The organism is Variovorax sp. 05T418, from assembly GCF_056396385.1.
Genome location: NZ_JBFTLJ010000007.1, coordinates 42666 through 63242, shown reverse-complemented (window position 1 = coordinate 63242; position 20577 = coordinate 42666). Strand labels below are relative to the sequence as shown.

Sequence of the window (20577 nt, the reverse complement as noted above, 5' to 3'; positions counted from 1 at the left end):
ACTGGGGGCCGCGAACGAATCTAGGTTTGCCCCGTGTCAGTCGAAAGGCAGAAGACTTAGCTGTGAATGAGCGAGGGCGGGGCGCCCGCCGCGGTGATCAGGCGATCATCGATTCCAGGTCGGACGCCAGCTCGCGCGGTGCCGGCATGTCCTGCATCACGTCTTCGGACAGGCCGATCGCGTCCGCCGGCTGGGCCGGCCAGACATGCTGCGCGTCGCCGATGCGCAGCCCTTCGCGCTCCAGCGCGACGCGCCAGACCGCCAGGTGCAGCACGCTGGCGAGCGGGTCGACCTGCTCGGCCTCCATCGGGTTGGCGAAGGAGGACAGGGCGCTGACGAACTCGGGCGCGAATTCCCAGCGGGCGGCCAGCCGCGCGCCGACCTGGCCGTAATGGAAGCCGAACTTCTGCCGTTCGACCTCGAGCCGTCCCATGCGGTCGAAGGGGTGCGCGGCGTTGAGCTCGGCCATCGGCTGCTTCATGGCGCCGGCCATGATCAGGTGGCCGATGGCGTGCATGCTGCCGACCGTGAAGGCCAGGCTCTGGTCCACACGGCGCGTCTTGCCCGCGAGGTAGCGGGCCACGGCGGCCACGCGCAGGCTGTGCGACCAGAAGGCCGGCAGGTTCACGCCCTCGACCTTGCGGAAGGTGCCCGTGAGGCCGGAGCTCACCACCAGGGAGCGGATCGAGGAAAAGCCCAGCAGCTGGATCGCGTCCTGGATCGACAGGATCTTGCGGCGCAGCCCGAAGTACGGCGAATTGGCCATGCGCAGCACGCGGGCCGTCAGCACCTGGTCGAGCTCGATCTTGCGTGCCACCACGGAAACCGCGGCGTCCTCGTTGCGAAGGAGCTCGATGAGATCGAACACCACCTTGGGCACCGTGGGAAGCAAGTGGCTGTCGGTAAACAGTTCGTCCAGGGTCATGGCGATCTCGGGCTGTAGTTTTTTGCTGCCCGGGATTGTCCTGCAACCTTAGTGTTACATGTTGATGTCTTCGGAATCGGGCCGGTTCCCGCGGCCTGGTTGCAGACTTCCTGCAACACCGATGCGGCTGCGCGCTGGTCCGCGCGGTGGCTACCCCGGGCGCGTAAGTAGATGTTTCTCCGCGGGGTGTTTGATCCATCTCAACACGGCCCGCGGCCGCGGCGCGCAGCATGGTTTTCCCGTGCTCTCACCCTTGTCGAGACAAATTGCGTGACGTTCTCGCTCCGGCCATATATATTTCGCGGACGATACAACCTGTTGCGTTCTCTGTCGTGCCGCGCTGCTGCACACGGAACCGACCGGCCTGTGCCGACGACAGGATCAAATCCGATGTCATCGTCCATCTGGGTCAGGATTCGCTTGCCGCTGGTGATTTTCGCGGCTGGCACGGTGCTGTCGATCGCCCTCGGCGTCTCCGCCCGGCAGGAGATCGGGCGCAGCGCCCAGGCGCGCTTCGACGCCACCGCCTTCGATCTGGCGCGCAAGGTCGAAGCCCGCTTCGATGACTACGTTGCCGTCCTGATCGGATTGCGTGCGCGATTCAACACCTCCGAAACCGTGACGCGAAGCGATTTCAGGGACTACGTCGCGGGGCTGGACCTGGCGCGCGCCTACCCCGGTTTCCAGGCCGTCAACTATGCGCCCCGCATCACGGTCAACGACAGGCAGGCCTTCGAGGAACAGGTCCGCCGCGATGCCAGCCTCGACACCGGCGTTGCCTCCAGCTTTGCCATCAAGCCGCCCGGTGAGCGGGACACGTACTACCCACTGATCTACATCGAACCGCAGGCCGGCAACGAGAGGCTGCTCGGCAATGACCTGGGCGCGATGCCCGACAGGGGAGACGCGCTCGAGCAGGGGCGCGACACCGGCGGGCTCGTCACATCCGGCCGCAAGGTGCGCATCGCGGGCCGCGAGTCCGACATCGGATTGGCGATGCGGCTGCCGGTCTACCGCCCCGGGCAACCGCTCGATACGCTCGAACAGCGGCGCAGTGCCTATATCGGTTCGGTCGGCTCGGGCTTCAGCGTCGCAGGGATGTTGAGCGACGTGGTGGGTACCGACGCCATGAGGACGCTCCGGTTGCGCCTGATCGATGCCGGGCCGAGCCGGGGAGCGATCGGGACACGGGTCGAGACCAGGTTCGTGACGACGGCCTCATTCGGCGAGCGGCAATTGCTGTTCGACAGCGCGGCCCTGGCCAGGCCCGCTGCCGCACCTGCGCGCAGCCTGGAGCGCATGCTCGGCTTCGAGTTGGGCGGCCACTCCTGGCTCGTGGAAGTCGGCCAGGACGAAAACCAGGTCTTCGGTCCGCTCGACAAGGCGATCCCGTGGTTCATCGTCCTTGGCGGCCTGGCCACCAGCATGCTGCTTGCCGGCATCGTCTTTTCGTTGACCACCGCACGCAGCCGAGCCCAGATCCTGGCGAACGAGATGACCCGCCACCTGCGCACGAGCGAACGGCAGCTGGAGGAGGCGCAGCACCTGGCAAGCCTGGGCAGCTGGATCCTCGATCCCGAAACCGGAGCCCTGCAGTGCTCCGAAGAAGCCCGGCGCATCCTGGGCTTCGAGGCCGGCCACTTGCGGCCGGAGCTGCCCGCGCTGCTCTCGCGTGTTCCGGCCGCAGAACGCCCCGCGGTCGAACAGCAGATCGCGCAGGCCTCCCGGTCCATGGAACGCAGCGAATTCGAGCATCACCTGTGCCTGCCCGATGGCACCGAGCGCTGGCTCCACGTCATCGCGCAGTCGGCCGAAGAAGACGGAAAGACGATGGTGCGCGGCACCGTGCGCGACGCCACGCGGCCGCGCAAGGATGCGTTGCGCCAGGGGCTCGAATACAGGATTGCCCGGCTGCTTGCCGGCGATGGCAGGGCCGAGACGGTGATCACCCAAGCGCTGGAAGCCCTGTGCACCGACCTGCGCTGGGACTGCGGCGCGTTGTGGAGCGTTGGCGAGGACGGCGTGGTTCGCTGCGCTGCCGCCTGGCATGCCGACCACATTCCCCCGGCGGTGCGGCAATTCGCCTCCGACAGCCGGTCGTTCGAATACCGGGCCGACGAAGGCTCGCTGGGCCGCGCCTGGAAAACCGGCGGCATCGTGCAAATCGACGTGCTGGCGGCTCCGGGCCATTTCGCGCGCGATGCGATGGCCCGCGAGGCCGGGCTGGCCGTCGGCGTCGTCGTGCCGATGGCCGTGACCGATTCGATCACGGCGTTGGAGCTCCTTGGCTCCAATCCGTACGCCGTCGACGCCCAGACGCAGGAGTCGCTGCGTGTGATCGCCTTGCAGATCGCCCAGTACAAGCAGCGCAAGCAGGCGGAGAGAAGCCTTCGTTTCATGGCCAGCCACGACGGACTGACCGGGCTGTTCAACCGCGCTGCGCTGCAACACGAGCTTGCTCGCGCCATCAAGCGCAGCAACCGCCATCAGAAGCAGTTCGCGGTGATATTCGTCGACCTGGATCGCTTCAAGCACATCAACGACACGCTGGGCCACGGCGTGGGCGACGAGATGATCAAGATCTGCGGCGAGCGCCTCACGGCGCTGCTGCGCGAGGCGGATGTCGTGGCGCGTTTCGGTGGCGATGAGTTCGTGCTGCTCCTGGAGAACCTGTCCAGCGCAAACGATGCCGCGGGGCTCGCCGAAAAAGTGCTGGCCTGCTGCGCCGAGCCTTTCTTCCTCGCGGGGCGCGAACTGCACGTCAGCGCCAGCGTCGGCGTGAGCATCTATCCGGACAACGGCGCAGACGCCGAAGCGCTCTTGAAGAATGCCGATACGGCGATGTACCGGGCCAAGGAAAGAGGCCGCAACACCTTCCGGTTCTACGCCGCGAAGATGAATGCGCAGAATACCGAACAGCTGATGCTCGAAAGCGCGCTGCGCCATGCCTTGGAGCGTGGCGAGCTCGAAATGCACTACCAGCCGAAGATGGATCTGCAGACCCAGCGCATCGTCGGTGTCGAGGCGCTGATGCGCTGGCACCATCCGATCCTGGGCATGATCCCGCCGGTGCAGTTCATTCCAATCGCCGAAGAGCTCGGCCTGATCGTGTCCTTGGGCAAATGGGCGCTGGAGAGGGCTTGCGCCGATTCGCGTTCGTGGCAGAAATACGGTTTGCCGAAGGTGTTGATGAGCGTCAATCTATCGCCGCGCCAATTCGAAAGCCGCACGCTCATCGCCGACATCCAGGCTGTCCTGGAAGCCTCGGGCCTGGAGCCGTCGCTGCTGGAGCTGGAGATCACCGAAGGCGCGGTGATGGCGAACCCCGAGCATGCGGCGAAGTTGCTCAGGGCGATCCGGGACATGGGCGTCGGCCTCGCGATCGACGATTTCGGAACGGGCTATTCCTCGCTCTCCTACCTCAAGCATTTCCCGCTGTCGACGGTCAAGATCGACCGCTCCTTCATCAACGACCTGTCGCAAGACGCCGACGCGCGGGCGCTCATCGACGGCATCATCACCCTGGCCCACGGGCTGCGGATGAAGGTGGTCGCCGAGGGCATCGAGACCACGGCCCAGCTCGATTACCTGCGCAGCCACGGTTGCGACGAGGCCCAGGGCTATTGGCTGTGCAAGCCCGTGCCTGCCGACGAGGTGCGCAATTTCATGGCGCGTCACCTGCGCAACCAGTTTGCTCCATCGGAGGCGGCCTGACGGCCGAGCTCCTGAAGCAATCGTCACCGGGCACGTTCGCTCGGACCTTCCCGCAACTTCACAGGAGCATTCATGATCCATTCCACCCAGCGCAAGACACTGGAGCAGACGATCGCCGCCATCGAGGCGATCGACCTCACGCCGATCAAGTTCAAGGCCTGCCGCAAAGAGGACGGCTACGGCTGGTCGGCCGGCTACGCGGACCAGATGGAGGTGGCCTACAAACGCTACCTGATACTGCACGCCAAGCACCCCGAGCTGACGCTCGCTCCCGAGCAGGACGTCGACCGCTTCTGGCACATGCACATCCTCGACACGAGAAAGTACGCAGCCGATTGCGAAACCACTTTCGGCTACTTCCTGCACCACTTTCCGTACCTCGGCCTGCGCGGCGAGGAAGACGCCAAGGCGCTGCAGGCGGCCTTCCTGGAGATGCAGCGCCTGACCGCCGAGGAATTCGGCGAGCCGGCGGCCGCGGCCCGATACGCGCCGGGCAAGGATGCGCCCGCATGGTGCTCGCTGGAGGCGGGCAAGCCTGCAGCCGCATGGTGTTCGCTCGAGGCGGGCAAGCCCACAGCGGCATGGTGTTCGCTCGAGGCGGGCAAGCCCACAGCCGCATGGTGTTCGCTGGAGGCGGGCGCTGCCTCCGCGTCTGAACTGGCCGCTTCTGCTCGCAGGGCCTCGCTTGGCGTGAACAGGTGAAGGATCGGCGAAGGGACGCGGCGGCGGGTCCGCCCGTTCCCTCGCCTGGGTTCAGCGCTGCGGCATGTCCTTGACCGAGTAGCCCAGGCTCACGGTCGCGTCCTCCGGAATCGCGGGCATGGTCGCGTTCCAGGCCAGCCAGTCTTCCCGCATGGCCGCGAGCCGCTGCGGCTCCTTCTTGCCCAGGTTCGCGCGCTCGCGCTCGTCGGCCGGAATGTTGAAGAGATACTCGTTGCCGTCCACCTTCAGGTACTTCCAGTCGCCGTCGCGCATGGCCTGCTGGTCGCGGTGGTTCATGCGCCAGTGCAGCGGACGGCGGAAGCTGTGCCTGGCGTCCTTCAGCACGGGCATCAGCGACACGCCGTCCAGCGGGTAGTCCGCATCGGCCTTGACGCCGGCCGCATCGAGCATGGTGGCGGACCAGTCCATGGTCATGCACAGCTGCCGGCTCTCGCCGCCCTTGGCAATCACCGCGGGCCAGTGCGCGATCCATGGCACGCGGATGCCGCCTTCGGTCAGGTCCATCTTGCCGCCCACCAGCGGCCAGTTGTCGGAGAAGCGCTCGCCGCCGTTGTCGCTGGTGAACACCACCAGCGTGTTGTCGGCCATGCCGTGCTTGCGCAGCGCGGCCATGATCCAGCCGATGCCTTCGTCCATGTGATGGATCATGCGGCGGTACACGTGGATGTTGCCGCCGGCCAGGTCGAACAGGTTGTCCTTCACGAGCGGCGCCTTGTCGGCGTCGTCCCGCGTTTCCCAGGGCCAGTGCGGCGCGGTGTAGTGCAGGCTCAGGAAGAAGGGCGCGTCCTGCTTTGCCATGCGCTCCACGTAGTCGACGGCGCGCTTCGAAAGGATGTCGGTGAGGTAGCCCTCTTCCTGCTTGTCTTCCTCGCCGAACCACAGGTCGTGGCGGCCGGTGGAGTCGCAATGCGTGAAGTAGTCGACGCCGCCCGACATCGGCCCGAAGAACTCGTCGTAGCCCGAGCGCAGCGGCCCGAAGGTGGGCGGATAGCCCAGGTGCCATTTGCCGATGAGCGCGGTCTGGTAGCCGCCGGCCTTCAGCAGCGAAGGCAGCGTGGGATGCTCGGTCGGCAGGCCGAGCGTGGTGCTGCCGCGGCTCTTGCTGTTGATGGGTTCCTCGGCCGCGCCGCGCAGCCGGTACTGGTAGCGCGCGGTGATCATCGCAAAGCGCGTGGGCGAGCACACGGGCGAGTTCGAGTAGCCCTGCGTGAGCTTCAGCCCGTTGGCCGCCAGGCCGTCGAGCACGGGCGACACGGGGCCGAAGGCGGCGTCGCGGCCGCCGTAGCAGCCGAGGTCGGCATAGCCGAGGTCGTCGGCCACGATGAAGATGATGTTGGGTCTGGTCATGTCTTTTGGAAAGGTCAGGGCTGGTAGCCGGACTTTTGCACCACGGGCGCCCATTGCGCCTTGTAGGCCTTGAGCATCGCCGCGGTCTGCGCCTGCGTGCTCACCACCGGCGTCATGCCGGCGTCCTTGAACTTGCGCTGCGTGTCCGCATCCTGCATGACTTCGCGGATGGTGGCGGCCAGGCGTTCGGCCTTGGCCTTGGGCATGCTGGCCGGCGCAAAGAAGGTGTTCCAGCCGGTGGCGGCCAGGTCGAGGCCGGCTTCCTTGAAGGTCGGGATGTTCGGCGCGAAGGGCGAGCGCTTGTCGCCCGAGATCGCCAGGATGCGCAGCTTGCCGGTGTCGTGCAGCGGCAGCACCACGTCCTCGGTGTCGACCGAGATGGGCACCTGGCCGCCGATCAGGTCGTTCAGCAGCGGGGCCGAGCCGCGGTAGCCGATCACCTGCGTCTGCACCTTGGCCTTCTCGCCCACCATGAGGCCGAAGAAGTGCGGCAGGCTGCCGGTGGCCGGCACGCCCACGTTGGCCTGGTTGGGGTTGGCGCGCATCCACGCCAGCAGGTGGTTGAGTTCGCGCACCGGCAGCGTGGGCGACACCGACAGCGCGAAGTTGTAGCTGTTGACGTGCGACACGGGCACGAAGTCGCGCTCGGGGTCGTAGTTGTTGTCCTTGAAGACGAGCGGCGCCACCACCATCACGGCCGGGTTGGCGAGCATCAGCACGTTCTGGCTGGCGGGCGTGTTCCTGGCCTGCTGCGCGGCCAGGCGGCCGCCGGCGCCGGGCTTGTTGTCGACGACCACCGGCACGCCCAGCCTCGCGCCGAGCTTGTCGCCCACGATGCGCGCCACGCGGTCGGTGGCGCCGCCGGGCGCGTAGCCGACGACGATGTGCAGCGGGCTGTCGAGCGCCTGTGCGCCCGCGCTGGCGGGCACGGCGGCGATGGACGCCATGAAGCCGGCTGCGGCAAGCAGCGCGGCAAGGCGGCGGGTGATGGGGGCGGTCTTGGGCATGTGGGGGTTCCTCCTCGGTTCGTTCGTTCGGTCGTTCAGTCGGTGGCCTGGAAATTCACGGCCTTCATGATGCCCGCCCAGCGCGCGGTGTCCTCGCGCATGGTCTTGAGCAAGGCCTCGCTGCCGTCGGCGATCGGGTACATGCCGTTTTGCAGCAGCAGCTGGCGCACCTCGCGGGCATTGACGGCGCGGGTGAATTCGGCGCGCAGCTTGTCGATGACGGGCTGCGGCGTCTTGAGCGGCGCATAGTAGGCAAACCAGGCGGTGGCCACCACGTCCTTGTAGCCGGCCTCGACGAAGCAGGGCAGGTTGGGCATGAGCGGCGAGCGCTTCTCGCCGCTGGTGGCCAGCACCTTCGCGCGGCCCGTGGGCAGCATCTGCTGCGCGCCGCCGACGGTGTCGAAGTACACGGGCACGGTGCCGCCCATCAGGTCCTGCCGCGCGGGCGTGGAGCCGCGGTAGGGCACGTGCACCATCTTGAGCCCGGCCGCGCGGTTGAGCATCTCGCCAAGGAAGTGCGAAGGCGTGCCCGCGCCGTAGGAGCCGAAGCTCAGCTTGTCGCCCTGCGCCTTGGCCCAGGCGATGAATTCGGACAGCGTGTTGGCGGGCACGTCCTTGTGGACGGTGAGCGCCAGCTCGAAGCGCGCCGCGTTGATGATGGGCACGAAATCCTTGATCGGGTCGTACGACAGGCTGCGGTACGCGCTCGGGAACATGGTCATCATGCTGGCCGTTCCCAGCAGCAGCGTGTGGCCGTCGGGCGCGGCCGTCTTGACGGTTTCGGCCGCGATGCGGCCCGCCGCACCCGCGCGGTTGTCGATGATGAGCGGGCCCAGCGCATCGCGCACCTGCTGCGCGATGGCACGCGTCAGCACGTCCTGCGTGCCGCCGGCGGGCACGCCGATCAGCACCTTGATCGGCTGGCCGGGCCTGAAGGCCTGGGCCTGCGCGTCGAGCGCGAGCGGCGCCAGGGCGAGTCCGCCCAGCGCGGCAAGTGCGCGGCGGCGGTCGAAGCTCAAGGAAAGGGGCGTGCTGGGCATGGGGCGTTGTCTCCGGGGTCTTATAGGGTTGGCGTTGGATCCCGAAGGACTTTAGAGACGCTACATTCGATTGATCTAATCAACCATCCCCCGGACTAACCCCGAATGACCGCGCCGCGCCGTTCGCCCGACGACCTGCTGCTGTACCGGCTCGCGCGGCTGATCGGGGTTGCGGGCAGCATGGTGATCCGGCTGTGCGAGGGCCGCTTCGGCATCACGCGGCGCGAGTGGCGGCTGATCGCGGTGCTCGCGAGCCGCGGCGAACTGGGCTCCTCGCAGCTGGCCGAGCACGCCCAGCTCGACCGCGCCCGCACCTCCAAGACGATCGGCTCGCTGGTCGAAAAGCGGCTGGTCTCGCGCGTGGCCCGCGCGGGCGACCGGCGGCAGGTGCTGCTGGGGCTGACCGAGAGCGGGCAGGCGCTGTACGAGGAGCTTTTTCCGCTGGTCACCCAGATCAACGCCGAGCTGATGGAAGCGCTCGACAAGGAAGACGCGGCGCGCCTGGACGCATTCCTGGACCGCCTGCAGGCGCAGGCCGAGCGCATGGTGCAAAAGGCCGTGCTGCCCAAGGCCGACCGCGGGCGCCGCGGCGCGGGCGGCATCAGTCCACCTTCATCCCGGTCGCCTTGACGATGCGGCCGTAGCGCGCCTGGTTGGCTGCCAGGCGCTCGGCCGCAGGTGCGCCGGTCTCGCCGAGCGCCACCATGTCGAGCGAAGCCAGGCGCGCCTTGACCTCGGGCAGCGCCAGCGCCTTCTGCAGCGACTGGCGCAGCACCTGCACCACAGGCTCGGGCGTGGCGGCCGGCACCATTGCGAGGTAGAGCACCTCGAATTCCAGGTCCTTCAGGCCGAGCTCGCCCACCGTGGGCACCTCGGGCAGCAGCGGCGAGCGCTGGCGGCCGGTCACGGCCAGTGCGCGCAGCTTGCCGGCCTGCACCTGCGGCAGCAGGCCCGGCGTGGCGAGGATGCCGGCCTGCACCTCGCCGCCCAGCAGCGCCATCACGGCCGGCGCATTGCCCTTGTAGGGCACGTGCGTGATCCGGGCGCCGGTTGCGGTCGAGAAGATGCCCGCCGCAAGATGGCCCGGGCTGCCGTTGCCGGCCGAGCTGAAGGTGGCGGGCTCGGCCTTGGCCTGCGCGATGAATTCCGGCAGCGTCCTGGCCTTCACGGCGGGCCCGACGCCGAAGCTCAGGCCGGACGAGCTGAAGATCATCAGCGGCTTCAGGTCCCTGGCCGCGAAGGGCATCGACGCGTACAGGTGCGGGTTGATGGTGAAGGTGCTGTCGATGCTCAGCAGCACCGTGTAGCCGTCGGGCGGGCTCTTGGCGACGAGGTCGGCGCCGATGTTGCCGCCGGCGCCCGGCCGGTTGTCAACCACGAAGGGCTGCCTGAGCTCCTTCTGCAGCACGTCGCCCAGCGCGCGGCCGAGAATGTCGAGCGGACCGCCGGCCGGGAAGTTGGTGATGAACTTCACCGGCTTGGCGGGGTAGGCCGCGTCGGCATGCGCGGCCGGGCTGCCGAGCGCGAGGCAAAGCGCAGCACAGGCGGCGGCGGCAAGGGCCAGGCGGCGCGATGCGCCCGGGGCGTTCTTCTTCGAGAAACCGGTGGTCATGTCTTTGCTTGTCTCCGTATCGGGGGCCACTCTAGAAGGCGGAAGCGGCCCGCACAACTGAAAGCTCTTCTGCCAGCTATTCCCTCTGGTTATATTTGGATGGCCGCTCCACAGGGGAGACACCCATGTCAGCCATGAACAACTTTGCGCGCCTCAAGCTGCGCCACCTGCAATGCCTGGTGATGGTGGCGCAGGAGCGCAACCTCGTGCGCGCGGGCAAGGCCCTGGCGCTCACGCAGCCCGCGGTGTCCAAGACCATCGCCGAACTCGAGGAGATCGTCGGGCGCCAGTTGCTGCTGCGCCGCCGCCGCGGCGTCGAGCTCACGCCGGCGGCCGAGGTGCTGGTGCGCCATGCCGTCTCCGCGCTGCGCGGACTGCGCGAAGGCATGGGCCTGGCCATGGACCAGCCCGAAGCCGACCAGCTGCGCGTGGCCGTGGGTGCCCTGCCCAACATGGCGGCCAACCTGCTGCCCGAGGCCGTCGCGCGGCTGTATGCCTCGCACCCGGCGCTGCGCGTGCGCGTGGTGAGCGGCACCAACGCGCAGCTGATGACGCAGCTGCGCCAGGGCGAGATCGACCTGGTGCTCGGCCGCCTCGCGCAAGCCTCGGCCATGGCCGACCTGGCGTTCGAACAGCTCTACAGCGAACCGCTGCTGCTGGTGGTGCGACCCGGCCATCCGCTCGCCGCGCGGCGCAGGCCCACGCTCGATGCATTGGCCGCCCATCCGCTGGTGCTGCCGGTCTCGGGCACGCTGATCCGGCATACGGCCGATGCCTTCCTGATCGCACAGGGCATGGCGCTGCCCAGCCGGCTGGTGGAGGCGACGGACACCAGCTTCGTGGTCGGGCTGCTGCAGCGCTGCGATGCGGTGTGGTTTGCGCCGCAGGGCGCCGTCGAGGGCTTGATTGCTCAGGGCGCGTTGAAGCGCGTGGCCATCGACACCTCGGGCACCGAAGGGCCGGTGGGCTTCACGGTGCGGCGCGGCGGCGAAGCGGGCGAGGGCGCGCGGCTGCTGGTCGAGGCGATCCGCGGCATCGTCGCGGCCGCGGCGCGCGGAGGCCGGGCCAATGCCGGCATCGGGAAACCCGCATGAACACGGCCCCGAACGAACGCCAGCAGATGGTCGATGCGCTGCGCGGCTTTGCGCTGCTGGGCATCCTGGTGGTCAACATCGCGAGCTTCGCATCGACCTACTACGGCCTGGGCATTCCCGATCCGATGGCCATCTCGCCGGCCGACCGCGGCGCCTCGTTCGTGCGGGCCCTTGTGTTCGAGAGCAAGTTCTACCTGCTGTTCTCGTTCCTGTTCGGCTACAGCTTCACGCTGCAGATGCGCGCGGCCGAGCGCGACGGCAAGCCTTTCGTGCCGCGCATGGTGCGGCGGCACTTCGGGTTGTGGGTCCTCGGCGTGGCGCATGCCGTGCTGCTCTACTACGGCGACATCCTCACTGCGTACGCCGTGCTGGGTGCCTTGCTGCTCATGCTGCGGCGGCGCAGCGATGTGTTCCTCGCGTGCGCGGCCATCGCGCTGGTGCTGCTCACTTCATTGCTGTGGGCCGCCGTCGGCCAGATGTACACGCATGCGGACATGCTGATGGCGGCGCAGGCGGCCTACGGCGAAGCCGCCGCGGCGCTGGCCGCCTACCGCGCCACGCCCGCCATGGTGGTGGTGCAGCACTTGCGCGATCTCTCGCAGACCTGGTGGATCACGGCGCTGGTGCAGGCGCCCGAGGCGCTGGCCATGTTCCTTGCGGGCTTCATCGCCGGCAAGCGCGGGCTCCTCGCGCAGGCCGAAGCGCATCGCACGCTGTGGTGGCGCGTGTTCTGGTGGGGGCTTGCCCTCGGCCTGCCGGGTGCGCTGGCCTACGCCTGGCCGACCCTGCGGCTGAACGACCCGGTGCGCGACATCCAGGGCCTCGCGCTCACGCTGCTGACGGCGCCGTTCCTCTCGGCTGCGTATGCGGCCGGCCTGCTGCTGGTGTTCCAGCGCCGGCGCGGCCGGTGGCTGGCGCAGCTGCTGGCGCCGGCGGGCCGCATGGCGCTGTCGAACTACCTGCTGCAATCGGCGGCCTGCGCGTGGATCTTTCTGGCCTATGGCCTGCGCTGGATCGGGACGGTCGGGCCGCTCGCCACGTTCGCAATTGCCTTCGCGATCTTCGCGGGCAACCTGGCGCTGAGCCATTGGTGGATGCAGCGCTTCGCCTACGGCCCCGCGGAGTGGCTGCTGCGGGCCTTCACCCACCTCGAGCGCCCGCCGCTGCGCCGGCGCCGTCATGCGGATCAGCGCGACAGCAGCGCCGCGAGCTGAAACACCGCAAAGCCCAGCAGCAGTGCGCCCGACAGCCGGTTGATGGACTGGAGCACCTGCGCACCGAGCCTGTGCCGCACCATCGACACCACGGTCGACAGGCCCAGCCACCACGTCGCCGACCCGAGGAAAACGCCCGCCACCATCGTCATGGCAGCGCCGCTGCCGTTGCTGCTCGCATGCCCGGTGCCGATCGATGCGAACACCGCGACGAAGGACAGGATCGTCATGGGGTTCGCGAGCGTGAGCATGAAAACGGACAGCATGGCTTTCAGCGGAGTGGCGGCGTCCTGCGCGGCGCGGGCCTGGGTGGCGGCCGGCGCGCGCAGCAGCTGCACGCCCATCCAAGCCAGGAAGGCCGCGCCGCCGAGCGCCAGCGGCACGCGCGCCGCCACCATGGACGAAATGACCGCCGACACGCCGAACGCGCCGATGGCGCCGTAGCACGCATCCGCCAGCGCGGCGCCGAGGCCGCTGAAAAAACCGATGGCACGGCCGTGCGCGAGCGTGCGCTGGATGCAGAGCAGCCCGATGGGGCCCACGGGTGCGGCGATCGACAGCCCGATGACCAGGGCCTTGAGGAAAAGAGAAAAGTCCATGCCTTCGATTGTTCGGCGCAGCCTGCATGGCGAGAATGACGGAATTCAGGCGCGCAGCGTGCCTGGCCTGAAATCGGAAGTGAAATTCCCAACTGCACCTTAGATTCATGGAAATCGACTCCAAGAACTGGCAAATCCTCGACGCGCTCCAGCAGGACGCGCGCACCTCGCTGACGGCGCTGGCGCGGCAGGTGGGCTTGTCCGTGCCCTCGACCTCGGAGCGCGTGAAGCGGCTCGAGGAGGCCGGCGTGATCGAGGGCTACCGCGCGGTGGTCCCGCCGCGCAAGGCGGGCTACACGGTAACGGCGCTGATCGGCATCACGACCGCGCAGCCCGACAAGGCCCGGCTGCTGAAGCTGCTCGACGGCCGGCGCGAGGTGCTCGAGTGCTTTCACGTCACGGGCCAGGACTCCTACGTGCTGAAGGTGGTGGCCCGGGACATCGAGCATCTCGAGGCCTTCGTGAGCAGCATCAACCATCTGGGCGAGACGCGCACATCGATCGTCATGTCGGTGCCGATCCCGGCGCGCGCGGTGGCGGTGCCGGCGGGCGCCGCGCCCGGCTGAGGCGCCGCGGCGCGCTGCGTCAGCCCGCCGCCGCGCCCTGGAGCGGATCGGCCTCGATGCGCATCTTCGGCAGGAACTGCGGGTACTCGCGCTGCATGAAGTCGAGGAGCCCTTCGCGCACGGTGCAGCGCAGGTCGAAGGCCAGGCCCGAGGTGGCGGCGGTGCACAGCACCCGAACCTGCATGCTGCGCTCGGTGGCGTCGGTCACGCGCATGTTGAAGAAGCGGCCGTCCCATTCGGGCGCGGCCTTCACGATGCGCTCGACCTCTTCGCGCAGCGGCGCGAGCGGCATGCCGTAGTCGACGTGGATGAAGACGGAGCCCAGCAGCTGCGACGAATGGCGCGTCCAGTTCTGGAACGGCTTCTCGATGAAGTAGCTGAGCGGCAGGATCAGGCGCCGGTCGTCCCAGATCTTGAGCACCACGAAGGTGCCCGTGATCTCCTCGACGCGGCCCCATTCGCCCTCGACCACCAGCACGTCGTCGATGCGGATCGGCTGGGCCAGCGCGATCTGCAGCCCGGCGATCAGGTTGCTGAACACCGGCTTGGCCGCGAGGCCCGCCACGATGCCGATCACCCCCGCGGAGGCCAGCAGGCTCGCACCGACCTGGCGCGCGCCCGGAAAGGTCATGAGCATCATCGCGCCGCCGGCCACCAGCACCACCGACATGGCCGTGCGCGCGAGCACGCGCGTCTGCGTGAGCACGCGGCGCGCCTGCAGGTTGTCGGCCACGTCGGCCGGATGCTGCGCGAGCACGCCGTCGGCAAAGCCGCTGATGGCCCGCACCGCGAGCCAGGTGGTCGCGGCGATCAGCAGCAGGCCGTTGAAATGCCGCACGCTGCCAAGGAAGCGCAGGTCCTCGGGTGCGGCCTGGAAGATGAGCAGCAGCGCCACCAGCGGCAGCACCAGCCGCGCCGGTGCGTTGCAATTGACCACCATCGCGTGCACCGCGGGCGCGGGGCGGGTGATGCGTTTCAGCACGAGGCCGCCGATGCGGTGGACCAGGAGAGCGAGCGGGACGGCGACGAGAACGGCAATCCAGGTGCCGAACCAGGGGTGGGCAAGTATCTCTTGGGTCATCAGGCGGGGGTCGTGGCTGCTTCTGTTGTCTCGTCCAGGTGTTGAAGAATGCGCGCGGCGTCGTCGCGCAGCTGCGTCGAAAGTGCCGTGGCCAGGTCGAGCCGGCGCAGCAGCCAGGGGCTGATGTCGTTGTCGAACGGGTCGGGCAGGGGAATCGGGCCGCCCACGGTGGTGGAGCCGGTGCTTTCGGGGAGCGAGGGGCCGGTGGTCGGCGCGCTGCCGATCGCGGCCTCGATGCGCTGCGCGGTGCGCGCGAGCGGGCCTTCGATCTCGGCGGCCGTGAGCCGGTCGCGCCTGAGCACCAGCATCGACTTGACGGCGCTGAGCTGCGCGAGCAGCTGGTAGCTGTGCGCCTGGAGGTGTTCGAGCGGCTCCAGCGGCGGCTGCACCGCGCGCGGCTCCGACAGCGAACGCTGCGTGGCCTGCACCAGCGCCGAGAGGCTGTCGTAGGCCTCGCGGCGCGCGAGCCGCCATTCGAGCTCGGGGCTGCTGTCGACGGCCTGCAGCTGGCCGAGGCCGAGCGCCAGCCGTGCATGGCGCGCCTGCGCGGTGAGCGTGCGCGCCACCAGCGCCGGAATCTGCCCGCGCTCCCACGAGGGCAGCACATAGCAGAAGCCCCAGGCCAGCGCGGCGCCGATCAGCGTGTCGGCAATGCGCTCGAACAGCGCGAAGATGGGCGCGGCKCCCACGTTGAGCATGTGCGCCTGCACCAGGCCCAGCACCGTGGCCGCCACCGCCGTGATGAGGTAGCGCCGCACCGCAAAGCTGTGGGCAATGGCCTGCGCCACCGTGAGGATGACCAGCAGCGCGAGCGGCGACGGATGCGCCGAGAGCAGGCCCACCGCGAGCACGCTGCCCAGCAGCGTGCCGGCGACGCGGCTGTTGCGCCGCTCCAGCGTCTGCGAAAGGCTGCCGCGCAGCACCACCACGATGGTCAGCAGGATCCAGTAGTCGTGCGAACCCCAGGGCAGCGACACCGCAATCGTGTAGCCGGCCGCAATGGCCAGCGCCGCGCGAATGGCGTGGCGCAGCGGCGGCGCGTCCCAGCGCCACAGCGTGAGAAAGGGCCGCAGCGACCAGTCGGTCGGGCTCACGAACATCTGCCAGTTGGCGCGCACCACCGCAAGATTGGGTTCGGCATCGCCGCGCGCCATGGCCGACAGGCGCAGCACCTCGTCGTTGATGTGGCCGATGCGGCTGGCCAGGCCGCGCGCGAGCATGGCGGCGTTCGGGCCCGGCAGGCCGTGGCTGGCGATGTGGTCTTCGCCCGAAAGATGGATCGACGCGAGCCGCGGGCGCCGGTCGGCCACCGCCTCGGGCTGGCGGCCCATCAGCAGCGCGTCGCCGAGCGCGGTGGTGTCGTCGGCCAGTTCCTCGAGCACGCGGCGCATCTCGATGAGCGCCTCGGCGTGCGCGGGATGGCTCTTGAGCGCGTCCAGGTCGAGCTCGCTCGCGAGCAGCTGGTCGCGCATCTCGAGCACGATCACCAGCATGGCGGCCAGCCGCTGCCGGCGCGGCGTGCGCGGCGATTCGAGCACGATGTCGCGCGTGGCCTGCAGCTGGTCGGCCAGCGCGGCCTGTTCGCGCAGCAGCCGGCCCAGCAAAGGCGCGGGGGTTTCGCGGATGTCGCTGGTGTCGTCGCGCGGCGTGAACTGGCTGGCCTCGGTGCGCATCAGTGCGGCCAGCGAATACAGCACGTCCGAGACCGACTGCACGCGAAAGCGCGAATTCAGCGCATGGTTGGCGAGCGTGGCCCAGATCACGTAGAGCCCGGCGCCGATGCCGAAGTGCCAGGTGCGCTCGAGCGCCTCGGCCATGCCGCTGGGTGCGGGCGTGGCCATCGAGAAGATCATCGAGAACATCACCGCGATGGCGATGGGGATGCCCCGCTTGCCCCATGCCATCGCCAGGAAGGCGACGAAGGTGGCGGGCACCAGCACCAGGCCCAGGCGAATGGGCGCGGCGTGCAGCAGCTGCACCAGGAAGAACAGCGGCAGCCCAATCAGCGGGGCCGGCAGCATCTGGAAGAACTTGCCGCGGCGCGGGCCGGGCAGGTCGGGCGGGGCCGTGACGATCACGCCCACCGCGGCGGCCGAGGCCGCGACGGCGCCGAGCCACAGGTGCGCGCCGGCCGAGATCACGAGCAGGCCGAGCGCGACCGTGAGGCCGCTGGCGACGTACTGGCTCAGCGCAATGCGCAGCGCCGCACGGAAGCGGAGGGCGGCGCCTGGCCCCTGCATCACTTGGCGGAAGCGTCGCCTTCGGAGGAGCCGCCGCCGGCCGGCGCGTCGCGGCGCACGCGCGTGAGCTTGCGCGGCACGGGCGCGGCCGGTGCGGCGGCGGGAGCGGGCGCCTCGCCGTCGAGCGGCGCGGCCGTCAGGTCGGTCACGGTGCTGCGGGCGTACAGGTCGACCGATTCGTCGGCACCGGGCCGCGCGGCGGCCGACACGGCGCGCACGCGGTCGCTGGCGCGCATCTTGTCGTCGATGCCCGCGAACTTGGAGTACTTGGCGAGCAGCGGCACCAATTGGCCGTAGATGCGCGGTGCGCCGGCCAGGCATTCGCGCTGCTCCAGGAAGTCGGGCTCGCCCGTGAAGTTGCCGATCAGGCCGCCGGCCTCGGTGACCAGCAGCGAACCCGCGGCCACGTCCCAGGGATTGAGGCCGGTCTCGAAGAAGCCGTCGGTGAAGCCGGCCGCCACGTAGGCCAGGTCGAGCGCCGCGGCGCCGGGGCGGCGCAGGCCCGCCATGCGCGGCATCATGTCGGCCATGATGGCCAGGTACTGCTTGAAGTTGTCGCCGCTGCGGAACGGAAAGCCCGTGGACACCAGGCATTCGCTGAGCCGGGTGCGCTTGGACACGCGGATGCGGCGCTCGTTCATGTAGGCGCCGCGGCCCTTGGTGGCGGTGAACAGGTCGTTGCGGCTCGGGTCGTAGATGACCGCCTGCTCGATCTTGCCGCGCACCGACAGCGCGATGGACACGCAGTAGACCGGGAAGCCGTGGATGAAGTTGGTGGTGCCGTCGAGCGGATCGATGATCCAGACGTAGTCGGAATCCTTGGCGCCATGCTCGGTGCCCGATTCCTCGGCCAGGATGCCGTGCCCCGGATACGCGCCAAGCAGCGTTTCGATGATGACCTGCTCGCTGGCGTGGTCGACTTCGGTGACGAAGTCGTTGACCTGCTTTTGCGAGATGCGCACGGCCTCGACGTCGAGGGCGGCGCGGTTGATGATGGCGCCGGCGGCGCGTGCGGCCTTGACGGCCACATTGAGCATGGGATGCAGGTTGGGGGACGACATTCTGGATTGTGAGAAGAGCGGTGGGGTAGGTCCCCTGGAGGCGACCCTGCGGTCCGGCGATGCGGGCGGCGAGAATCGGGCATTTTACCGGCTCTGCCGCCTTGTGTCTCCCAACCCCGCCATGCGCACCCGTTTCATCCTGATCCAGACCAGCCACGCCGGCAATGTGGGCGCTGCCGCCCGCGCCATGAAAACCATGGGTTTCGACGACCTGGTGCTGGTCGCCCCAAGGTGGGCCAACGTGCTGCGGCGCGAGGAAACCATCCAGCGCGCGAGCGGCGCCCTCGACGTGCTGGCCAATGCCCGCATCGTCGAGACGCTCGACGAGGCGCTCGACGGCGTGACCCATCTGTGCGCCACCGCCATGATCCCGCGCGACTTCGGCCCGCCCACGCGCACCCCGCGCGAGCACCTGGAGCCGCTGGCGAAGCAGGGTGACCAGCACGTGGCCTTCCTGTTCGGCTCCGAGCGCTTCGGCATGCGCAACGAAGACGTCTACCGCTGCAACGTGGCGCTCAGCATCCCCACCGATCCGAAGTTCGGCTCGCTCAACCTTGGGGCCGCGATCCAGGTGGTGGCCTACGAATGGCGGCTTGCGCTGGGCGGCTACGAGGTGCGCGATGCCACCGCGCCCATCGAGGCGGCCGATGCCAAGGCGGTGGCCGGCATGCTCGAGCACTGGGAGCGTTCGCTGGTGGAGATCGGATTTCTGGACCCGGCGGCGCCCAAGAAGCTGATGCCGCGGCTGCAGCAGCTGTTCAACCGCGCCCAGCCCACGCCGGAGGAGATCCACATCCTGCGCGGCATCGCCAAGGCCATGGCCGACGCGGCGCGCGGGCCGCGCAATGGCTGACAAAACCCCATCGGCGATGCGCGAAGACGGCCGGCCTTAGACTTCGCGGCCCTATCGATATAACGACAACAAAGGCTGCGATGTTCTCTCGATTGCGCGCCGACATCCGGTGCATCCTCGAACGCGACCCGGCCGCGCGCAGCGCCTGGGAAGTGATCACGGTCTATCCCGGCTTCCATGCCGTGGTGCTGCACCGCTGGGCGCACGCCTGTTGGACGCACGGCTTCAAGTGGCCGGCCCGCTTCATCGCGCACGTGGCGCGCGGGCTCACGGGCATCGAGATCCACCCGGCGGCGAAGATCGGCGAGCGGGTGTTCTTCGACCACGCAATGGGCGTGGTGGTGGGCGAGACCGCCGAGATCGGCGACGGCTGCACCATCTACCAGGGCGTGACGCTGGGCGGCACCTCGCTCTACAAGGGCACCAAGCGGCACCCGACGCTGGGCAAGAACGTGGTCGTGAGCGCGGGCGCCAAGGTGCTGGGCGGTTTCCTCGTTGGCGACGGCGCCAAGATCGGCAGCAACGCGGTGGTCATCAAGCCGGTGCCGGCGGGCGCCACGGCGGTGGGCATTCCCGCACGCATCATCCCGTCGAAGGCCGGCGAGAGCGCCGACGTGGCGGCGCCGCAGAAGTTCTCCGCCTACGGCATCACGCAGGAGGACGACCCGCTGAGCCAGGCGATGCGCGGGCTGATCGACAACGCCGCAGGCCAGGAACACCAGATCGCGCTGCTGTGGCAGGCCATCGAGAAGCTGTCTGCGCATCCCGGCACCAAGGACTGCGTACCCTGCGACGCGGCGCGTGATGAGAGCTTCGAGGCGGAGAAGCTGACGCAGCTGATCGGGAAGTAAACCGGGGTTTCAGGGTGCCTTTGTTCGGGGCGCGTGCACAGGCCACCGGGTACTCCCCTCCGCGAATGTCCCCCGGCCTTCGGCCTCCTCCTTGATTTCGCTGCGGGGAGCACCCGATGCCCTGTGCACGAGGGCATGCTCGTTGTGCATCGCTGAACTACATCACCCTCAAGCCGAACGCTTCGCGGACGCGCCGTGCAGCGACCCATGCACATGCCCCGCGTGCTGCCCGAAAGGCTCGGCCGCGGGCGCGGCGGTGTCCAGCTCCTGCAGGATGCCGCAGTTGCGTGCTGATTCGGGCCCGCAGCATTGCTGGCGCAGCGCCTTCAGCTGCTTCTCCAGCGTCTTGAGCTCGCGGATGCGCGCGGCCACGTGGCCGATGTGGTCGTCGAGCAGCTGGTTGACCTCGCCGCAGTCTTCGCCCGGCGCATCGCGGAACCTCAGCAGGTTGCGGATCTCGTCGAGCGTCATGTCCAGCGAACGGCAGCGGCGGATGAAGCCCAGGCGCTGCGCATGCTCGTCGTCGTAGATGCGGTAGTTGCCTTCGGTGCGCGCGGGCGCGGGCAGCAGCTGCTCGCGCTCGTAGTACCGGATGGTTTCGACCGGCGTGTTCGCGGCCTTGGCCAGGTCTCCGATTTTCATGATGCGGC

18 protein-coding genes are annotated in these 20577 nt (G+C 68.9%); 8 read left to right on the top strand and 10 right to left on the bottom strand.

The genetic code is table 11. The annotated features are described in order from the left end of the window. Positions 1-97: 97 nt before the first annotated feature. A complete protein-coding gene (locus tag AC1DMS_RS15820; protein WP_012748675.1) occupies positions 98-925 on the bottom strand; it encodes an HDOD domain-containing protein in 828 nt (275 codons plus the stop codon). 390 nt (positions 926-1315) lie between these two features. Here AC1DMS_RS15820 and AC1DMS_RS15815 point away from each other — a divergent pair, with 390 nt between their 5' ends. Next, positions 1316-4639, top strand: a complete 3324-nt coding sequence (locus AC1DMS_RS15815) for a bifunctional diguanylate cyclase/phosphodiesterase (RefSeq protein WP_436300411.1) — start codon at positions 1316-1318, stop codon at positions 4637-4639. Between the two features lie 72 nt (positions 4640-4711). Then, complete coding sequence (locus AC1DMS_RS15810) at positions 4712-5341, top strand: glycine-rich domain-containing protein (RefSeq protein ID WP_478181357.1); 630 nt, start codon at positions 4712-4714, stop codon at positions 5339-5341. A gap of 51 nt (positions 5342-5392) precedes the next feature. Here the strand turns inward: AC1DMS_RS15810 and AC1DMS_RS15805 are convergent, their stop codons facing one another. Genes AC1DMS_RS15805 through AC1DMS_RS15795 form a run of 3 tightly spaced genes read right to left on the bottom strand, consistent with a single transcriptional unit; the run spans position 5393 to position 8756 of the window. Next, positions 5393-6709 (bottom strand): sulfatase family protein, encoded by a 1317-nt coding sequence (locus tag AC1DMS_RS15805; RefSeq protein WP_478181356.1) that lies wholly within the window; start codon positions 6707-6709, stop codon positions 5393-5395. Between the two features lie 14 nt (positions 6710-6723). After that, positions 6724-7716 carry a Bug family tripartite tricarboxylate transporter substrate binding protein gene (locus tag AC1DMS_RS15800; protein ID WP_012748671.1) on the bottom strand — a complete coding sequence of 331 codons (993 nt, stop codon included), beginning with the start codon at positions 7714-7716 and terminating at the stop codon, positions 6724-6726. 35 nt (positions 7717-7751) lie between these two features. Then, positions 7752-8756, bottom strand: a complete 1005-nt coding sequence (locus AC1DMS_RS15795; RefSeq protein ID WP_012748670.1) for a Bug family tripartite tricarboxylate transporter substrate binding protein — start codon at positions 8754-8756, stop codon at positions 7752-7754. Positions 8757-8861: 105 nt separating this feature from the next. On the opposite strand from AC1DMS_RS15795, the gene AC1DMS_RS15790 reads away from it, so the two are divergent. Next, positions 8862-9386, top strand: a complete 525-nt coding sequence (locus tag AC1DMS_RS15790) for a MarR family winged helix-turn-helix transcriptional regulator (RefSeq protein ID WP_018906324.1) — start codon at positions 8862-8864, stop codon at positions 9384-9386. On the opposite strand, the gene AC1DMS_RS15785 is transcribed toward AC1DMS_RS15790, so the two are convergent. Further along, the gene (locus tag AC1DMS_RS15785; RefSeq protein ID WP_436311303.1) at positions 9358-10368 is read right to left on the bottom strand and encodes a Bug family tripartite tricarboxylate transporter substrate binding protein; all 1011 of its coding nucleotides are present in this window, start codon (positions 10366-10368) and stop codon (positions 9358-9360) included. The genes AC1DMS_RS15790 and AC1DMS_RS15785 overlap by 29 nt on opposite strands. 125 nt (positions 10369-10493) lie before the next feature. On the opposite strand from AC1DMS_RS15785, the gene AC1DMS_RS15780 reads away from it, so the two are divergent. Together AC1DMS_RS15780 and AC1DMS_RS15775 are read left to right on the top strand one after the other, a co-directional pair. Next, entirely contained in the window at positions 10494-11462 is a 969-nt protein-coding gene (locus AC1DMS_RS15780) for a LysR substrate-binding domain-containing protein (protein WP_026284198.1), read from the top strand. Continuing rightward, the gene (locus AC1DMS_RS15775; RefSeq protein WP_478181355.1) at positions 11459-12676 is read left to right on the top strand and encodes a DUF418 domain-containing protein; all 1218 of its coding nucleotides are present in this window, start codon (positions 11459-11461) and stop codon (positions 12674-12676) included. Before AC1DMS_RS15780 ends, AC1DMS_RS15775 begins: the two co-directional genes overlap by 4 nt. Here the strand turns inward: AC1DMS_RS15775 and AC1DMS_RS15770 are convergent. Next, a complete protein-coding gene (locus tag AC1DMS_RS15770; RefSeq protein ID WP_478181354.1) occupies positions 12649-13275 on the bottom strand; it encodes a LysE/ArgO family amino acid transporter in 627 nt (208 codons plus the stop codon). The genes AC1DMS_RS15775 and AC1DMS_RS15770 overlap by 28 nt on opposite strands. A 107-nt stretch (positions 13276-13382) precedes the next feature. Between AC1DMS_RS15770 and AC1DMS_RS15765 the strand changes: the two genes are divergently transcribed. After that, on the top strand, positions 13383-13841 hold the full coding sequence (locus AC1DMS_RS15765) for an Lrp/AsnC family transcriptional regulator (protein ID WP_478181353.1): 459 nt from the start codon (positions 13383-13385) through the stop codon (positions 13839-13841). A gap of 19 nt (positions 13842-13860) precedes the next feature. Here the strand turns inward: AC1DMS_RS15765 and AC1DMS_RS15760 are convergent, their stop codons facing one another. Genes AC1DMS_RS15760 through AC1DMS_RS15750 form a run of 3 tightly spaced genes read right to left on the bottom strand, consistent with a single transcriptional unit; the run spans position 13861 to position 18223 of the window. Beyond that, a complete protein-coding gene (locus AC1DMS_RS15760) occupies positions 13861-14922 on the bottom strand; it encodes a mechanosensitive ion channel family protein (protein WP_018906330.1) in 1062 nt (353 codons plus the stop codon). Next, positions 14922-17162 (bottom strand): FUSC family protein, encoded by a 2241-nt coding sequence (locus AC1DMS_RS15755; RefSeq protein WP_478181478.1) that lies wholly within the window; start codon positions 17160-17162, stop codon positions 14922-14924. The genes AC1DMS_RS15760 and AC1DMS_RS15755 overlap by 1 nt, the downstream gene beginning before the upstream one ends. Beyond that, the gene (locus AC1DMS_RS15750; RefSeq protein WP_278880231.1) at positions 17162-18223 is read right to left on the bottom strand and encodes an inositol monophosphatase family protein; all 1062 of its coding nucleotides are present in this window, start codon (positions 18221-18223) and stop codon (positions 17162-17164) included. Before AC1DMS_RS15750 ends, AC1DMS_RS15755 begins: the two co-directional genes overlap by 1 nt. Positions 18224-18344: 121 nt before the next feature. Here AC1DMS_RS15750 and AC1DMS_RS15745 point away from each other — a divergent pair, with 121 nt between their 5' ends. Then, positions 18345-19076 carry an RNA methyltransferase gene (locus tag AC1DMS_RS15745; RefSeq protein WP_478181352.1) on the top strand — a complete coding sequence of 244 codons (732 nt, stop codon included), beginning with the start codon at positions 18345-18347 and terminating at the stop codon, positions 19074-19076. After that, the gene (cysE, locus tag AC1DMS_RS15740) at positions 19073-19927 is read left to right on the top strand and encodes a serine O-acetyltransferase (RefSeq protein WP_478181477.1); all 855 of its coding nucleotides are present in this window, start codon (positions 19073-19075) and stop codon (positions 19925-19927) included. Before AC1DMS_RS15745 ends, cysE begins: the two co-directional genes overlap by 4 nt. Positions 19928-20095: 168 nt before the next feature. Here cysE and cadR read toward each other — a convergent pair whose 3' ends face one another. Continuing rightward, entirely contained in the window at positions 20096-20569 is a 474-nt protein-coding gene (gene cadR / locus AC1DMS_RS15735; protein WP_478181351.1) for a Cd(II)/Pb(II)-responsive transcriptional regulator, read from the bottom strand. Positions 20570-20577 lie beyond the last annotated feature (8 nt).

What these genes read in the sequence shown, in the direction of transcription:
- AC1DMS_RS15820 (WP_012748675.1), bottom strand. Translation starts at nt 925, where the DNA reads ATGACCCTGGACGAACTGTTTACCGACAGCCACTTGCTTCCCACGGTG.
- AC1DMS_RS15815 (WP_436300411.1), top strand. Translation starts at nt 1,316, where the DNA reads ATGTCATCGTCCATCTGGGTCAGGATTCGCTTGCCGCTGGTGATTTTC.
- AC1DMS_RS15810 (WP_478181357.1), top strand. Translation starts at nt 4,712, where the DNA reads ATGATCCATTCCACCCAGCGCAAGACACTGGAGCAGACGATCGCCGCC.
- AC1DMS_RS15805 (WP_478181356.1), bottom strand. Translation starts at nt 6,709, where the DNA reads ATGACCAGACCCAACATCATCTTCATCGTGGCCGACGACCTCGGCTAT.
- AC1DMS_RS15800 (WP_012748671.1), bottom strand. Translation starts at nt 7,716, where the DNA reads ATGCCCAAGACCGCCCCCATCACCCGCCGCCTTGCCGCGCTGCTTGCC.
- AC1DMS_RS15795 (WP_012748670.1), bottom strand. Translation starts at nt 8,756, where the DNA reads ATGCCCAGCACGCCCCTTTCCTTGAGCTTCGACCGCCGCCGCGCACTT.
- AC1DMS_RS15790 (WP_018906324.1), top strand. Translation starts at nt 8,862, where the DNA reads ATGACCGCGCCGCGCCGTTCGCCCGACGACCTGCTGCTGTACCGGCTC.
- AC1DMS_RS15785 (WP_436311303.1), bottom strand. Translation starts at nt 10,368, where the DNA reads ATGACCACCGGTTTCTCGAAGAAGAACGCCCCGGGCGCATCGCGCCGC.
- AC1DMS_RS15780 (WP_026284198.1), top strand. Translation starts at nt 10,494, where the DNA reads ATGTCAGCCATGAACAACTTTGCGCGCCTCAAGCTGCGCCACCTGCAA.
- AC1DMS_RS15775 (WP_478181355.1), top strand. Translation starts at nt 11,459, where the DNA reads ATGAACACGGCCCCGAACGAACGCCAGCAGATGGTCGATGCGCTGCGC.
- AC1DMS_RS15770 (WP_478181354.1), bottom strand. Translation starts at nt 13,275, where the DNA reads ATGGACTTTTCTCTTTTCCTCAAGGCCCTGGTCATCGGGCTGTCGATC.
- AC1DMS_RS15765 (WP_478181353.1), top strand. Translation starts at nt 13,383, where the DNA reads ATGGAAATCGACTCCAAGAACTGGCAAATCCTCGACGCGCTCCAGCAG.
- AC1DMS_RS15760 (WP_018906330.1), bottom strand. Translation starts at nt 14,922, where the DNA reads ATGACCCAAGAGATACTTGCCCACCCCTGGTTCGGCACCTGGATTGCC.
- AC1DMS_RS15750 (WP_278880231.1), bottom strand. Translation starts at nt 18,223, where the DNA reads ATGTCGTCCCCCAACCTGCATCCCATGCTCAATGTGGCCGTCAAGGCC.
- AC1DMS_RS15745 (WP_478181352.1), top strand. Translation starts at nt 18,345, where the DNA reads ATGCGCACCCGTTTCATCCTGATCCAGACCAGCCACGCCGGCAATGTG.
- cadR (WP_478181351.1), bottom strand. Translation starts at nt 20,569, where the DNA reads ATGAAAATCGGAGACCTGGCCAAGGCCGCGAACACGCCGGTCGAAACC.